Source organism: Lentzea guizhouensis (assembly GCF_001701025.1).
GTDB classification, from domain to species: Bacteria; Actinomycetota; Actinomycetes; order Mycobacteriales; family Pseudonocardiaceae; genus Lentzea; species Lentzea guizhouensis.
Window position 1 is genome coordinate 180,115 of record NZ_CP016793.1, and the last position, 13,904, is coordinate 194,018.

Sequence of the window (13,904 nt, forward strand, 5' to 3'; positions counted from 1 at the left end):
GTGTCGCCAACCCCGATCGCATCAGTTTCGCTTTGCACCTAGGGACGCGGTGCGCCCGTTCAGGTTGCGACGAACCTACCGGGGTGGCAGCACGAGCGCCTCGAACAGCCGGGTGACCTCGGCGGACGGGTCGTCGGTCCAGCCCGTGTGCGCGGGCGAGGTCTGGACGATGGTGCTGCGCGGCGCGGTGAGCCACCGGAACCGCTGCCCGATCGTCGTCCTGCTCACCGGACCGGCGGCAGGCGTGCCGTCGCAGGAGTCGGTGAGGTGGCGGAGGCTGCTTTCGAGCGTCTCGAGGTCGAGCGCCGGGTCGAGCGCCCTCAGCCGGTCACCGTCCACATAGGTCTTCGCGCACAGGAAGCCGAGCGGCGCGCAGTAGACGATCACGCCGACGTTCATGAACTCGCCCCGCTCCTGCCGCGGCACCGCCCGCAGCAGCGCGTACTCAAACACGTGCGGCACGCGCGGCCTCCAGCGAGTCGACCCAGCCGCGGTGGGCGAGGCGGTAGGTGAAGAAGTCCTTGTAACGCCCGCGGAGTTCCCGCGGATCTCCTTCGAGCCACTCGTCGGGGACGAGCGCGAGGACATCGTCGAGCAGCTGCGGCGTGATCCGCGCGGCAAGCTCTTCGTCCATTTCGGACAGCGCACCCGCGTTCGGCAGCATCGCGTGGTCGGAGGCGTCGTAGCGGAAGTCCTTGCCGGCCGGCTTGTCCTCGCTCCACGAGTAGTGGAAGTACAGGCTCGCGCCGTGGTCGATCAGCCACGGTTTCCGGTGCCACAGCAGCATGTTCGGGTTGCGCCAGCTGCGGTCGACGTTCAGCGTCAGCGCGTCGAACCACAGCAGCCTCGTGGCGAGCTCTGTTCCCGGATCGCGCACGACCGGGTTGAAGTCGAACGAGCCCGGCAGGTAGTCGAAGCCCAGGTTCAGCCCGCCGCTCGCCCGCAGCAGCTCCTGGACCTCCTGGTCGGGTTCCGCGCGGGCGAGCTCGGGGTCGAGGTGCACCAGCACGATCTCCGGCACCCGGAAACCCAGCCGCCGCGCCAGCTCACCCACGACCACCTCGGCGACGAGCACCTTGATGCCCTGTCCGGCGCCGCGGAACTTCACCACGTACATGCCCAGGTCGTCGGCCTCGACCAGCCCCGGCATGGAACCGCCCTCGCGGAACGGCGTCACGTACCGGGTGGCCGTGACCTCCCTCAGAGAACTCACCCGCGCATGATCACACGAAGACGCCGGCGAAGCCGAACCGATTCCGGTCCGGCCCCGTCACCTCCGGTGCGTCGTCACGCCTTGGCGAAGGTCTCCGCGAAGACCGGTGTCACGGCGGTCAGCTGGGCCTCGGCTGCGGCCCTGGTGGAGCCGGATGCCACCACGACCGTGATGAGCGTGCCGCGGCCCATCACCGCCTGGCACGACCACGGCACGAGGTCCGGATCCAGGTTCGCCATGCAGAAGGCGTAGAACTCGTCGGCGCCCTGCGGCTTGGCGAGCGGCAGGCTCAACCCGGCCTGGCGGTCGGCATTGCTCCCGGAACAGAGCTTGGCCCTCGCCCGCACCGACTCGACCAAGGTGGCCGCCGGGCGGTCCGCGGCGGCGTGGACCCGCTGGAACAGGCTGAGCCGTCCCGTCCAGATCCGGGTCCGCGCGACGGACATCCCGTCGACGAGGATCGGACCGCTCCCGCAGACGATGGCCACCGCCTGGCCTTCCTCGCCAGGGTCGCTGTCGTTCGCCGGAACGCTCTCCGCGACCACGCCGCCGAGAGCGTCGAACGCACCGGGCGGGGCGATGGCCGCCTTGGCCCGCGCGTCCAGCTCCGCCGTGGTGGGCGGCGCCGTCGTGGTGGTCGTGGTGGTCGTGCTCGGCGGTGCAGCTACCGGCTCACCACCACAGGCCGTGGTCAGGGCGGCGATCGCCAGCACGGCAGCGCAAACTCGCTTGTTCACTTGCTCCCCCAGAGATTCGCGCCCACCAGATCGGGCGCCTGGGGATGATCTAACCAAACGGAGGCCGGCGATATATCGGCGAGCTGCGACCAAGAGCTGGCTGATATCCAGTACATCGGACATCAGCCAGCTTCACCGCTCACCGATGTATCGGATACGGGACATCAGCGAGCTGACGCAAGAGCTCCGAGCTGAAGTGCGTCAACCCCGTCGTGTGGGCAGCACGCAGACCGGGATCGGGGTCTGCAGCGCGGTGCCGGACGGGGTGAGCTTGCCGGTCGCGGCGTCCACGGCGAACGACGTGACGTTGTTCGAGTTCTGGTTGGCGGCGAACAGGAACCGCCCGGTCGGGTCGATCGTGATGTGCCGCGGGTACTTGCCGCCGACGGGCGTGGTGCCGACCAGCGTCAGCTCCGCACCGGACACCGCGAACTGGGCGACGCTGTCGTGGCCCCGGTTCGACAGGTAGACGAACCTGCCGTCACCGGACACCAGCACCTCGGCCGGGTAGTTGCGCACACCGCCGGACGGCGCGGTCTTCAGCACCTGGCCGGGCGTGAGCTTCCCGTCGGCGTAGGCGCACGACACGATGGTCGAGTCGAGCTCGTTCGCCACGTACGCGGTCCGGCCGTTCGGGTGGAACGCCAGGTGCCGCGGCCCGGCGCCGGGCTTGAGCTTCGCCGTCGACACGAGCGTCAGCTTGCCCGCGGCGAACGAGTACGAGAACACCGCGTCCGCGCCCAGGTCGACGGCCAGGGCGAAGCGACCGGCCGGGTCGAACAGGACCTGGTGCGCGTGCGGGCCTTCCTGGCGCTCCGGGTCGGGACCGGAACCCTGGTGCCTGACCAGCTGCGTGCGGGCACCGATACCGCCGTCGGCGCGCAACGGGAACACGCTCAGCGTCCCCGACGAGTAGTCCGCGGTGATCAGGTGCTTGCCAGAGGGGTCGAGCGTCAGGTGGCACGGGTCGGCGCCACCGGTCGCGACCTTGTTGACCACCTTCAGCGAGGTGGCGTCGATCGCGGTGACCTCGCCCTTGGTCGTCTCGTTGACGGCGTACAGGAACCGCCCGTCCCGCGACTCCACCACGAACGACGGGTTGACCACACCCTTGATCACACCGGTCGACCGCAGCTGCCCGGAGGCCGTGTCGTAGGTGCCGATGCCGATGCCCTGCGCGCCACCGCTCCACGTCGTGTAGGCCCCGAAGAAGACTCTCCGCGTGGCAGCAGCCGCCTCGGCGGTTCCTCCGGTCATCAGCAGTCCCGCTCCCACACCCATGGCTCCGAGAAAACGTCGCCGGTCCACACCCACGTCCGCACCTCCGGGATAATCAACGGCGGCGGCACGGACCACAGTGGCCTAGACCATCATGCCCAGGCAATAGGTGCAACGAAGATTGCGCCTACCGCAACGGGTCGGCGGAGATCAGCCGGGCCTTCTCGGCTTCGAGGTCGTAGCCGGGCGGCGGGAACTTCGGGTCCATCTCGCGCAGGGTCTCCAGCAGCAACCGGCTCACCGCCCAGTTGCGGTACCACTTGCGGTCGGCGGGAACGGCGTACCAGGGCGTGTCCGAACACGCCTTCAACATCGCCGTGTACGCCTCCTGGTACTTCGACCACTTGGACCGCACGTCGATGTCGGCCGGGTTGTACTTCCAGTTCTTGCGCGGGTCGTCCAGCCGGGCCAGCAGCCGTTCCTTCTGCACCTCCGGCGAGATGTGCAGGAAGCACTTGACCAGCGTCACGCCACCGGCGGCCAGCTCCTGCTCGAAGTCGTTGATCTCGCGGTAGCGCTTGCGGATCTCCGCGGCCGTCAGCAGCTTCTCCACCCGAGGCACCAGCACGTCCTCGTAGTGCGAGCGGTCGAACGCCCCGATGCGCCCCTTCTCCGGCAGCGCCTTGCGGATGCGCCAGAGGAAGTGCTGGCGGCGTTCGGCGGGGGTCGGCTTCTTGAACGACGCGATCCGCACGCCCTGCGGGTTCACCAGGCCGACGACGTGGCTGACCACACCGCCCTTGCCGGAGGTGTCCATGCCCTGCAGGACGAGCAGCACCGCGCGAGAACCCTCCGCGTAGAGCGCCTCCTGCAGTCCGTCCAGCTCGGTCCCGGTGAGGGCGAGGTCCTCAGCCGCCTCGCGCTTGTTCCTGGGCCCGATCGGACGGCCGGCCGGGTCGAGGGTGGAGAGGTCCACCTCATCGAGCCGCAGAGCATCACGAACCGACTTCTTCGCCATCATCCGACCGTAGCGATTCACCGCCCGATCCGCCCGCTGTGCACGAAACAGCCACTGATCGGTGAATCTACGCAACGAACTGAGCCACAGCGCAACGCTTCACGGTCGAATTCGCTTGTTCAGGACCCTAGCCTTGGAGGATGACCGCCATCGCTCACCACCACACCGCGGGAACCACGGATCTGGCCGGCACTGACTACGTAGCCCTCGACGAGGAGTGGAGCACGCACAACTACCACCCGCTGCCGGTGGTCATCTCGCACGGCGAGGGTGCGTGGGTCACCGACGTCGAAGGCCGCCGCTACCTGGACTTCCTGTCCGGCTACTCGTCGCTGAACTTCGGCCACCGCCACCCCGCCCTGGTGGCCGCCGCCGTCGAGCAGCTCGGCCGCGTGACGCTCACCAGCCGCGCGTTCCACCACGACCAGTTCGGCCTGTTCTGCCGCGAGCTCGCCCAGCTCACCGGCACCGAGCTGGTCCTGGCGATGAACTCCGGCGCCGAGGCCGTGGAGTCCGCGATCAAGGTCGCCCGCAAGTGGGCCTACCGGGTCAAGGGCGTGCCGGAGGGCACCGCCGAGATCATCGTGGCCGGCTCCAACTTCCACGGCCGCACCACGACCATCGTGTCGTTCTCCACCGACGACACCGCGCGCAACGACTTCGGCCCGTTCACGCCGGGCTTCAAGGTCGTCAAGTACGGCAACCTCGACGAGGTCGAGTCCGCGATCTCCTCCCGCACCGCCGCCGTCCTGATCGAGCCGATCCAGGGCGAGGCCGGCGTCGTCGTCCCGCCCGCCGGCTACCTCGCGGGCATCCGCCGGCTCTGCGACGAGCACAACGTGCTGATGATCGCCGACGAGATCCAGTCCGGCCTCGGCCGCACCGGCGAGCTGTTCGCGCTCGACCACGAGGGCGTGCGCGCCGACCTGTACACCCTGGGCAAGGCGCTGGGCGGCGGCATCCTGCCGGTGTCCGCGGTCGTCGGGTCGAAGGCGGTGCTGGGCGTGCTCCAGCCCGGCGAGCACGGCTCCACGTTCGGCGGCAACCCGCTCGCGTGCGCCGTGGGCCGTGCGGTCGTGCGGCTGCTGGGGACCGGCGAGTTCCAGGAACGGTCGCGTGAGCTGGGCGGATACCTGCACTCCGAGCTCAACAAGCTGGTCGGCCACGGCATCGCCGAGGTGCGCGGACGGGGCCTGTGGGCCGGTGTCGAGATCGCGCCGGGCGGCCCGGTCGGCCGTGCGGCGTCCGAGGCGCTGTCCGCGCGGGGGGTGCTGTGCAAGGAGACGCACGCGTCCACGTTGCGCGTCGCTCCCCCGCTGGTGATCACGAAGGACGAGATCGACCTGGGCGTCGCGGCGATCGCGGAGGTCGTCGCGCCGTAGCTGGCACAGTGGTCGCATGATCGACGACTTCGCCAAGGCGTACCTGCACGAAGACCTGCGGGAGATCCGTGAGGTGATGGTGCGCAAGCTCGACGGGCTGTCCGAGTACGACGTCCGCCGGCCGTTGACCACGACGGGCACGAACCTGCTCGGCCTGGTCAAGCACCTGACCCTCACGGAGTCCCGCTACTTCGGCGAGGTCTTCGGCAGGCCGTTCCCGCGGCCGCTGCCCCACTGGGAGGACCTCTCCCAGCGGGGCGAGGACCTGTGGGTCACCGAGCACGAGACGCGCGCGGAGATCATCGAGGGTTACCGGCTCGCCTGGGAACACGCCGACGCGACGATCGCGGCACTCGCGGTCGACGCGCCCGGCCACGTGCCGTGGTGGCCGCGCCCGGACGTGAAGCTGTTCAACGTCCTGGTGCACGTGCTCACCGAGACCAACCGGCACGCCGGGCACGCCGACGTCCTGCGCGAGCAGCTCGACGGCACGGTGGAGGCCACGGGCAAGGACGCGGCGTTCTGGGAGCAGCGCCGGGCTGAGATCGAACGCGCTGCGCTCAAGGCGTGACGGTTCGTGCCGGTATGGGCGAACGGGCACGGGCCATAGGTCACAAAAGCTGCTGATCAGACTCAACATCCGGCCGCTGGAATGCATCATGACCAGTATGGGTGAACGGGTGCGTGCTGAGGCCGCTGCAGCGCTGGGCAGGTGGGTCGAGCCCGGAGAGGTCTACGCGCGGGGCCGCGCGCTGAGGTCCTCGGTGGACTTCAAGTCCCACCGCGCGGCTTCGCCGGCCCACGACCGGCCGTCGGTCGAGCAGTTCATGCACGCCAGCAACGACGGCCGGCTCGAGCACCTCATCCCGTTGCGGGTCGGGCGGATGCTGGCCAACCCGTTCGCGTTCTACCGCGGCGCCGCCGGCCTGCAGGCGGGCGACCTGGCCACCGGTGTGTCGACCGGCCTGCACGCCCAGTTGTGCGGTGACGCGCACGCGGCGAACTTCGGCCTCTACGGCACGCCCGAGGGCCAGATCGTCATGGACATCAACGACTTCGACGAGACGCTGCCGGGGCCGTGGGAGTGGGACCTCAAGCGGCTCGTGGCCTCGCTGGTGCTGGCCGGGCGCACGGGTGGCGTGTCGGACAAGGGCTGCCGGGACGCCGCCGAGGACGCCGTGAGCGCCTACCGCGCCGTGATCACGCAGCTCGCCGAGATCCCGTTCATGGACTCGTGGACCGCGCTGGGCGACGAGTCCACGTTGTCGAAGGTCAAGGCCGACGACCTGCTCAACGACTTCTCCAAGGCGGCGGAGAAGTCCCGCAAGAACACCAGCGCCCGGTTCGCCGCGAAGTGGACCACGCACGACGGCGAGAAGTGGCGGTTCATCACGAACCCGCCGACGTTCACCGACGTCACCCCGGAGACCGAGGAGGCGGTGGTCGCCGCGCTGCCGTCCTACGTGGACAGCCTGCGCGAGTCCCGCACCAACCTGATCATGCGCTACGGCGTGTCGGACGTGGCGTTCCGCGTCGTCGGCACCGGCAGCGTGGGCCTGCGCAACTACCTGGTGCTGCTGCACGGCAACGGCGACGAGGCACTCGTGCTGCAGTGCAAGGAGGCCAGGCCGTCGGCGCTGCAGCCGTTCCTGGACGTCGAGCCCGCCAAGCACGAGGGCAAGCGGATCGTGCACGGCGCACGGCTGGTGCAGGCCGAGACGGACATCCTGCTGGGCTGGACCACGATCGAGGGCCGGCCGTACATCGTGCGGCAGTTCCGCAACCGCAAGGGCGAGATCAACCCGACCACGCTCAAGCGCGACGACCTCGACGACTACGGCCGGTTCGCCGGTGCGCTGCTCGCCCGCGCGCACACCCGTTCACTCGACCCGCGGCTGCTCGCGGGCTACTTCCAGAACGGCTGCGGCGAGGACCTCGACGAGGCCTTCGCCAAGTACGCGTTCGACTACGCAGACCAGACCGAGGCCGACCACGCCGAGCTCGCCACGCTGGTCAAGAACGGGAAGCTCCCCGCACACGTCGAATGATCGCCTCGGACACCAGCCACAGCGTGACGGCGTTGAGGACGTGCCACAGGAAGTGCGTGCCGATCGGGATGCTGCCGCACCACGGCTCGTCGAGAGTGCGCAGCGTCAGTGAGACCGCGAACACACCGGCTGCTCCGGCGAACCACCGCCAGTCGCGGCCGGACAGCGGCGCGAGCACCAGCAGGGCCAGCAGCGCCGGCAGGTAGATGCCGGGCCCGACCCGCACGAGCAGCCCCACGACCACCGCGAACACGACGAACACCGGTGCCGCGAGCCACGCCACCGACCAGCGGACCCGCCGGTAGTGGTGCGCGAACACGACGACGTAGTAGAGGACGAAGACGGCGATGAACGCGCTGTCCAGGGCCCCGGTCAGCTGCGTCGCGAAGGTGTGGAAGCTCAGGCTCGCGAGCCCGACCAGCGCGAGCAGGACCGGCAACGCGCGCAGGCTCGGCGGGGCCGGCCTGCGCAGCAGCAGGAGCGCGGCGACCAGGAAGGCGAGGTTCGTGACCGCGTTCAGCGGCTCGGCCCACAGACCGGGGCCGAGGCGTTCGCAGTAGGCGTCGACCGACACGCCAGCGGTTGTACCGCACCGAGATGAACAGCGGGATTGCTTAGCCTGACCACATGAAGATCCGCCGCGCCGCCTCGCCCGACGACGTGTTCGCCGCCGCGCACCTGTTCGACGCGCCGCCGCGGCCGGACGCGACGTCGAGGTTCCTCGCGCAGGATCACCACCACCTGCTGATCGCCTACGTCGGCGAGCAACCCGCCGGGTTCGTGTCCGGTGTGGAGACCACCCACCCGGACAAGGGCACCGAGATGTTCCTCTACGAGCTCGGCGTGGACGACGCGTTCCTGCGGCGCGGCATCGGCACCGCACTCGTCGAGGCCCTGAAGACGCTTGCCGCGGAACGGGGGTGCTACGCGATGTGGACCGGCGCCGCCGCGGGGGACGAGGCGGCGCAGGGCACCTACCGCAAGGCGGGCGGGTCGGTGGACGACGGCGCCTTCGTGAGCTGGGAGCTGGCTTAGCCTCCCGGAGTCCCTAGTGCGGTGACCACAATCTTCACCGTGTTTCCCGACGCTCAGCAGGGCACCTCGTGGGACCGGCCCCACGCCCCCATACGTCCCTTGGGTTCTAGTGGTCGTTGCAACACCTCGGTTGAGGGGTTGCGGTGGATTTCGAGGTTCGGGATCAGTCGGTCGTGCAGATCGGTCGTCGTCTGACGCGTGAGCGTGAGGCTTTCCTCATGCTCGTGGGTCAGGGCGTGAGCAGCCGGGAAGCGTGCAGGATCGTCGGGGTGAACGTGCGGACCGGTAAACGCTGGCGTAACGGCAGCAACCCGACGGCGGGCAGGAAAGGGACGCCGCCGATCACGTCGGCGGCGTCGTCCGTTGTGCGGGGCCGGTTTCTCAACGAGGACGAACGCATCGTCATCGCTGACCGGCGTCGTGCGGGCGCCACGTTGCAGCAGATCGCCGTCGAACTTGGCCGTGACCGCTCGACGATCAGCCGGGAGCTGCGGCGCAACGCCCATCCGGTGTCCGGGGACTACCGGCCACACGCCGCCCAGGCCCGTGCCCGAGCACGCCGGCCCCGCCCGAAGATCGGCAAGATCGCCGCGAACCCCTCGCTGCGCCGAGCCGTCCAGGACGGTCTGAACCTGCGCTGGAGCCCGCAACAGATCGTGGCACGCTTGCGCCGGGACTTCCCCGACCGGCCGGAGCTGCACGTGGTCCACGAGACGATCTACCAGGCCCTCTACGTCCAAGGACGCGGTGAGCTGCGCCGCGAGCTCGCCTCGGCGTTGCGCACCGGCCGGGCGCTGCGCCGCCCGCGCCGCCACGCCGGGCAGCGCACCCCGCGCATGGCCACGCCGATGGTCATGATCAGCGAACGCCCGGCCGAGGCCGACGACCGCGCGATCCCAGGCCACTGGGAAGGCGACCTGATCATCGGCAAGGACAAGAAGTCCGCCATCGCCACCCTGGTCGAACGCACCACCCGCTACGTCATGCTCGTGCACCTGCCCGACGGCCGCACCGCCGACGTCGTCCGCGACGCGCCCATCGACACCGTCCAGACCCTGCCCGCCCACCTCTGGCGGTCACTGACCTGGGACCAGGGCACCGAGATGTCAGGCCACGCGACGTTCACCGCCGCCACGGACATCCCCGTCTACTTCTGCGACCCGCACAGCCCATGGCAGCGCGGCAGCAACGAGAACACCAACGGCCTGCTGCGCCAATACTTCCCCAAAGGCACCGACCTGTCCGTCCACAGCCGCGAACACCTCGACGCCGTCGCGGTCCAGCTCAACGGCCGCCCACGCGAAACACTCGGCTGGGACACCCCAGCCGAACGCCTCACTACACTCCTGACCAACACCAGTTGATCACCTGTGTTGCAACGACCCCTGGAATCCACCTCCAGTATGAGGACGTGGGGCCGGCCCCACGATGCACCCGTCTGACCGCCGGGAAACGCGGCAAAGGTTCGTGGTCACCGCACTAGGTCCAGACCGGCTCGTCCACTTCGGACACCCGGCCGTCCGCGCGGAAGTGCAGGAACCGGTCGAACGACTTCGCGAACCACCGGTCGTGCGTGACCGCGACGACCGTGCCCTCGAAGTCGTTGAGGGCGTTCTGCAGCGCCTCGGCGGACGCGAGGTCGAGGTTGTCGGTCGGCTCGTCGAGCAGCAGCAGCGTGGCGCCGGACAGCTCCAGCAGCAGGACCTGGAACCGCGCCTGCTGACCGCCGGAGAGGTTCTCGAACCGCTGGTCACCGGCCTTGTCGAGGCCGTAGCGCTTGAGCACCGACATCGCGGCACCCCGGTCCTTGCCGCGGCGCTGGTCGTCGCCGTGCCAGAGGATGTCGACGAGCGTGCGGCCGACCCACTCCGGGTGCTCGTGCGTCTGCGCGAACAGACCGGGCACAACGCGCGCGCCGAGCTTCCACGCGCCCGTTGTCCGTACGTCGTCGCCGCCGAGCAGGCGCAGGAAGTGGCTCTTGCCGGAGCCGTTCGAGCCGAGCACCGCGACCCGGTCGCCGAAGAAGATCTCCTGCGAGAACGGCTTCATCAGCCCGGTGAGCTCCAGCTGTTCGCAGGTGATCGCGCGAACGCCGGTGCGGCCGCCCTTGAGCCGCGGGTGAACCTTTTCGTCCTGCGGGATCTCGGGCGGCGGGCCCGCTTCCTCGAACCGTTGCAGCCGTGCGGCCATTACGCGGTACTTCGGTGCCATCGACTCGTAGTACTTCGCCTGCTGCTGCAGGGTGCGCACGAGCTCCTTGAGGCGTTCGTGCTCCTCGTTCCAGCGGCGATGCTCTTCGAGCAGCTTCTCGATGCGTTTCGCGCGGGCGTCGTGCCAGGTGCCGAACGAACCGGCGTGCGTCCACGCCGAGTGCGCCTCGACCGTGACGACGTGCGTGGCGGCGTTCGCGAGCAGCTCGCGGTCGTGGCTCACGACCAGCACGGCCTTGTCGGTGGCGCGCAGCCGGTCCTCCAGCCAGCGCTTGCCGGGCACGTCGAGGTAGTTGTCCGGCTCGTCGAGCAGGAGGACCTGTTCGTGACCGCGCAGCAACGTCTCCAGCACCAGGCGCTTCTGCTCACCGCCGGACAGCGTGCGGACCTCACGGAACCGTGCGCGGTCATAGGGGATGCCGAGCGCGGCGACCGTGACGGTGTCCCAGAGGACCTCGATGTCGTAGCCGCCGGACTCGCCGTAGTTGGTGAGCGCGGTCGCGTACCGCATCTGGGCGGCTTCGTCGTCGGTGTCCATCAACGCGAGCTCGGCGTCGTCGAGCTCCTTCGCGGCCTTCTGCAGCGGCCGCGGGGCGACGGCCAGCAGCAGGTCCCTGACCAGGGTGCCGTCGCGCACCGAGCCGATGAACTGCGGCATCACCGCGAGCCCGCCCTGCACGTGCACGCTGCCCTGCTTCGGCGTCAGCTCACCGGACAGGATGCGTTGCAGCGTCGTCTTGCCGACCCCGTTCGCCCCCACCAGCGCGACCACGGTCCCGCCGCTCACCTTGAACGAGACGTCGCGGAACAGCTCCCTGCCGTCGGGGAGTGCGTACGCCAGCCCGTTCGCTTCCAGATAGCCCACGTCCGAGATGGTCGGTGCAGGCAGGCGAGCAACGCCACCGAGTTTTCCGCTGCGAGAGGCTCTAACTGATATATCGGATATCAGCGAATGCGTATCGGATGCCGCTGCCACACGAGCACGCCGGCGGTCACCAGCAGGCACTGGAACGCCGGTCCGAACGCGGAGATCGTCAGGCACAGCACGGTCAACCCGCCGAACACGGTGAGCAGCAACCAGAACAGCCACGGCCGTGCGGACCGCGAGCTCGTCATGGCCCGTGCCAGGCCGGGTTCTTCGGTGCGGAGCCGCTGCTCGATCTCGTCGAGGGAGCGGCGTTCGGCTTCGCTCAGCATCAGGGCCTCCGGGAGAGACGTCGGGACGTCATCATTCCCGCTCGTCCACCAGGGGATACTCGAAGGACACCGGACTCAAACTCGCCGAACGGGCGAGTTTCACCGGCTCAGGGCCACCAGCCGGGACACCGCCCGCAGGTACTTCTTGCGGTAGCCGCCGCGCAGCATCTCCTCGGTGAAGAGCTCCGACAGCGGCTGCCCGGACACCGCCACTGCTATGTCGCGGTCGTAGAGCCGGTCCCCCAGTGCCACCAGCCGCAACGCGACGGACTGGTCGGGCGCCGCGGTGACGCCGCGCAGGTGCACGGTGCTGACGCCGTCGACGAGCCGCCCGTACTTCGACGGGTGGATGCGGGCGAGGGCTTTCAGCAGGTCGTCGAAGTCGTCGAGGGTCGAGCCGGGCGTCTGCTCGGCGCGTGCGACCAGTTCGTCGTCGGTCATCGGCGGCGGTGCGTCGGGCAGGCCGCGGTGGCGGTAGTCGGGACCGTCGACGCGCACGACGTCGAACTTCGCGGACATCGACTGGATCTCGCGCAGGAAGTCGGCGGCGGCGAACCGACCCTCGCCGAGCTTGTCCGGCAGGGTGTTGGAGGTGGCGGCGACGTGCACGCCCTGCGCGACGAGCTCCTTGATCAGCCGGGTGACGAGCATGGTGTCGCCGGGGTCGTCGAGCTCGAACTCGTCGATGGCGAGCAGCCGGTGCCCGCTCAGCCGCTTGACCGCCTCCGGGAACGTCAGCACGCCGACGAGGTTGGTGAGCTCGACGAACGTGCCGTACGCCTTGGGGCCGGGCACCGCGTGCCACAGCGAGGCGAGCAGGTGGGTCTTGCCGACGCCGAAGCCGCCGTCGAGGTAGAGGCCGAGCTTGCCCTCGTCCTCGGACCTGCCGAAGAGCGACCACTTCTTGCGGCGCGCGCTCACCCGCGCGGCGAACTCCTGGCCGGCCTTCACCGCGGCGGCCTGGCTGGGCTCGTCCGGGTTGGGGATGTAGCTGTCGAAGCTGACGGTGTCGAACCTGGGCGGAGGCACCAGGCCCTCGACCAGTTCGTCGGCCCCGATCTGGGGATCCCGGTCGGACAGGCGCATGCCCCGCAGCCTAACGGCGTGGTGGGATGGCCCGGTGGAGATGTTGTGGCCCTCACCGGGCGTTGAGATGACCGACACAGAGCTGGAGGCGCTCTACGGCTACCCGGCGGACCGGACGTGGGTGACCGCGAACTTCGTGTCCAGCGTGGACGGTGCGGTGACGGTCGACGGGCGCTCGGCGGGGCTGGGGTCGCCCGCGGACAAGAAGATCTACCTGCTGGGCCGCGACCTCGCGGACGTCGTGCTGGTGGGCGCGGGCACGGTGCTGGCGGAGGGCTATCGGGGATCGCGGCCGGACGTGGCGCGCCGGGAACGGCTCGGTCTGGCCCCGGAGCTGCCGATCGCCGTGGTGACGGCGCGGGGCACGGTGACGCCGGACCTGCCGCTGTTCACGGACACGGCCGTCCCGCCGATCGTGATCACGACGGCGCGTGCGGAGCTGCCGTCGTTGCCCGCTGAGGTCGTGGTCGCCGGTGAGGACGAGGTCGACCTCGGCGTGGCGGTGCGGGAGCTGGAGGCGCGCGGGCTGCGCAGGATCAACCTCGAAGGCGGGCCGAAGCTGTTCGGCACGATGGTCGCCGCCGGGCTGGTGGACGAGCTGAACCTCACGGTGTCGCCGGTGCTCGCGGTCGGCGACGCCGGGCGGATCGCGCACGGGCCGGCCGGGGCGCCCGCGGACCTGGAGCTGCGGTCGGTGCTGCGCGCGGACGACGTGCTGTTGCTGCGGTATCGGCGGCGGAATCACAGCTGACGAGGCAGG

General features: G+C 69.7%; 15 protein-coding genes. 6 read left to right on the top strand and 9 right to left on the bottom strand.

What is annotated here, in order from left to right:
• Window positions 1-75 precede the first annotated feature (75 nt).
• From BBK82_RS00820 to BBK82_RS00840, 5 genes are all read right to left on the bottom strand, one after another.
• Window positions 76-462, bottom strand: coding sequence for a DUF3037 domain-containing protein (locus BBK82_RS00820; RefSeq protein ID WP_065913254.1), 387 nt, complete (start codon window positions 460-462; stop codon window positions 76-78).
• Window positions 446-1,213 carry a HipA family kinase gene (locus BBK82_RS00825; protein WP_154696974.1) on the bottom strand — a complete coding sequence of 256 codons (768 nt, stop codon included), beginning with the start codon at window positions 1,211-1,213 and terminating at the stop codon, window positions 446-448. The genes BBK82_RS00820 and BBK82_RS00825 overlap by 17 nt, the downstream gene beginning before the upstream one ends.
• A 74-nt stretch (window positions 1,214-1,287) precedes the next feature.
• Window positions 1,288-1,950 carry a hypothetical protein gene (locus BBK82_RS00830; RefSeq protein ID WP_154696975.1) on the bottom strand — a complete coding sequence of 221 codons (663 nt, stop codon included), beginning with the start codon at window positions 1,948-1,950 and terminating at the stop codon, window positions 1,288-1,290.
• Window positions 1,951-2,151: 201 nt separating this feature from the next.
• Entirely contained in the window at window positions 2,152-3,207 is a 1,056-nt protein-coding gene (locus tag BBK82_RS00835; protein WP_237047981.1) for a lactonase family protein, read from the bottom strand.
• Between the two features lie 148 nt (window positions 3,208-3,355).
• The gene (locus BBK82_RS00840) at window positions 3,356-4,186 is read right to left on the bottom strand and encodes a PPK2 family polyphosphate kinase (RefSeq protein ID WP_065920730.1); all 831 of its coding nucleotides are present in this window, start codon (window positions 4,184-4,186) and stop codon (window positions 3,356-3,358) included.
• A 140-nt stretch (window positions 4,187-4,326) separates the two neighbouring features.
• On the opposite strand from BBK82_RS00840, the gene rocD reads away from it, so the two are divergent.
• The 3 genes from rocD to BBK82_RS00855 all read left to right on the top strand — a co-directional run bounded on the left by rocD (window position 4,327) and on the right by BBK82_RS00855 (window position 7,616).
• Complete coding sequence (gene rocD, locus BBK82_RS00845) at window positions 4,327-5,568, top strand: ornithine--oxo-acid transaminase (RefSeq protein ID WP_065913257.1); 1,242 nt, start codon at window positions 4,327-4,329, stop codon at window positions 5,566-5,568.
• 16 nt (window positions 5,569-5,584) lie between these two features.
• Entirely contained in the window at window positions 5,585-6,139 is a 555-nt protein-coding gene (locus tag BBK82_RS00850; RefSeq protein WP_065913258.1) for a DinB family protein, read from the top strand.
• A 97-nt stretch (window positions 6,140-6,236) separates the two neighbouring features.
• Window positions 6,237-7,616, top strand: a complete 1,380-nt coding sequence (locus BBK82_RS00855; protein WP_065913259.1) for a DUF2252 domain-containing protein — start codon at window positions 6,237-6,239, stop codon at window positions 7,614-7,616.
• On the opposite strand, the gene BBK82_RS00860 is transcribed toward BBK82_RS00855, so the two are convergent.
• On the bottom strand, window positions 7,582-8,190 hold the full coding sequence (locus tag BBK82_RS00860; RefSeq protein ID WP_065913260.1) for a hypothetical protein: 609 nt from the start codon (window positions 8,188-8,190) through the stop codon (window positions 7,582-7,584). The two genes, BBK82_RS00855 and BBK82_RS00860, sit on opposite strands and share 35 nt — an antisense overlap.
• Before the next feature lie 53 nt (window positions 8,191-8,243).
• Here BBK82_RS00860 and BBK82_RS00865 point away from each other — a divergent pair, with 53 nt between their 5' ends.
• Both BBK82_RS00865 and BBK82_RS00870 read left to right on the top strand, forming a co-directional pair.
• Window positions 8,244-8,651, top strand: a complete 408-nt coding sequence (locus BBK82_RS00865) for a GNAT family N-acetyltransferase (RefSeq protein WP_065913261.1) — start codon at window positions 8,244-8,246, stop codon at window positions 8,649-8,651.
• 236 nt (window positions 8,652-8,887) lie between these two features.
• Entirely contained in the window at window positions 8,888-10,015 is a 1,128-nt protein-coding gene (locus BBK82_RS00870) for an IS30 family transposase (RefSeq protein WP_418287477.1), read from the top strand.
• Between the two features lie 115 nt (window positions 10,016-10,130).
• Here the strand turns inward: BBK82_RS00870 and BBK82_RS00875 are convergent, their stop codons facing one another.
• The 3 genes from BBK82_RS00875 to zapE all read right to left on the bottom strand — a co-directional run bounded on the left by BBK82_RS00875 (window position 10,131) and on the right by zapE (window position 13,144).
• The gene (locus BBK82_RS00875) at window positions 10,131-11,726 is read right to left on the bottom strand and encodes an ABC-F family ATP-binding cassette domain-containing protein (protein ID WP_065913263.1); all 1,596 of its coding nucleotides are present in this window, start codon (window positions 11,724-11,726) and stop codon (window positions 10,131-10,133) included.
• Window positions 11,727-11,806: 80 nt separating this feature from the next.
• Complete coding sequence (locus tag BBK82_RS00880; protein ID WP_065913264.1) at window positions 11,807-12,058, bottom strand: DUF3040 domain-containing protein; 252 nt, start codon at window positions 12,056-12,058, stop codon at window positions 11,807-11,809.
• A gap of 99 nt (window positions 12,059-12,157) precedes the next feature.
• Complete coding sequence (gene zapE / locus BBK82_RS00885) at window positions 12,158-13,144, bottom strand: cell division protein ZapE (protein WP_065913265.1); 987 nt, start codon at window positions 13,142-13,144, stop codon at window positions 12,158-12,160.
• Window positions 13,145-13,211: 67 nt separating this feature from the next.
• Between zapE and BBK82_RS00890 the strand changes: the two genes are divergently transcribed.
• Window positions 13,212-13,895: a pyrimidine reductase family protein gene (locus tag BBK82_RS00890; RefSeq protein ID WP_237047982.1), complete on the top strand. Its 684-nt coding sequence runs from the start codon at window positions 13,212-13,214 to the stop codon at window positions 13,893-13,895.
• Window positions 13,896-13,904 lie beyond the last annotated feature (9 nt).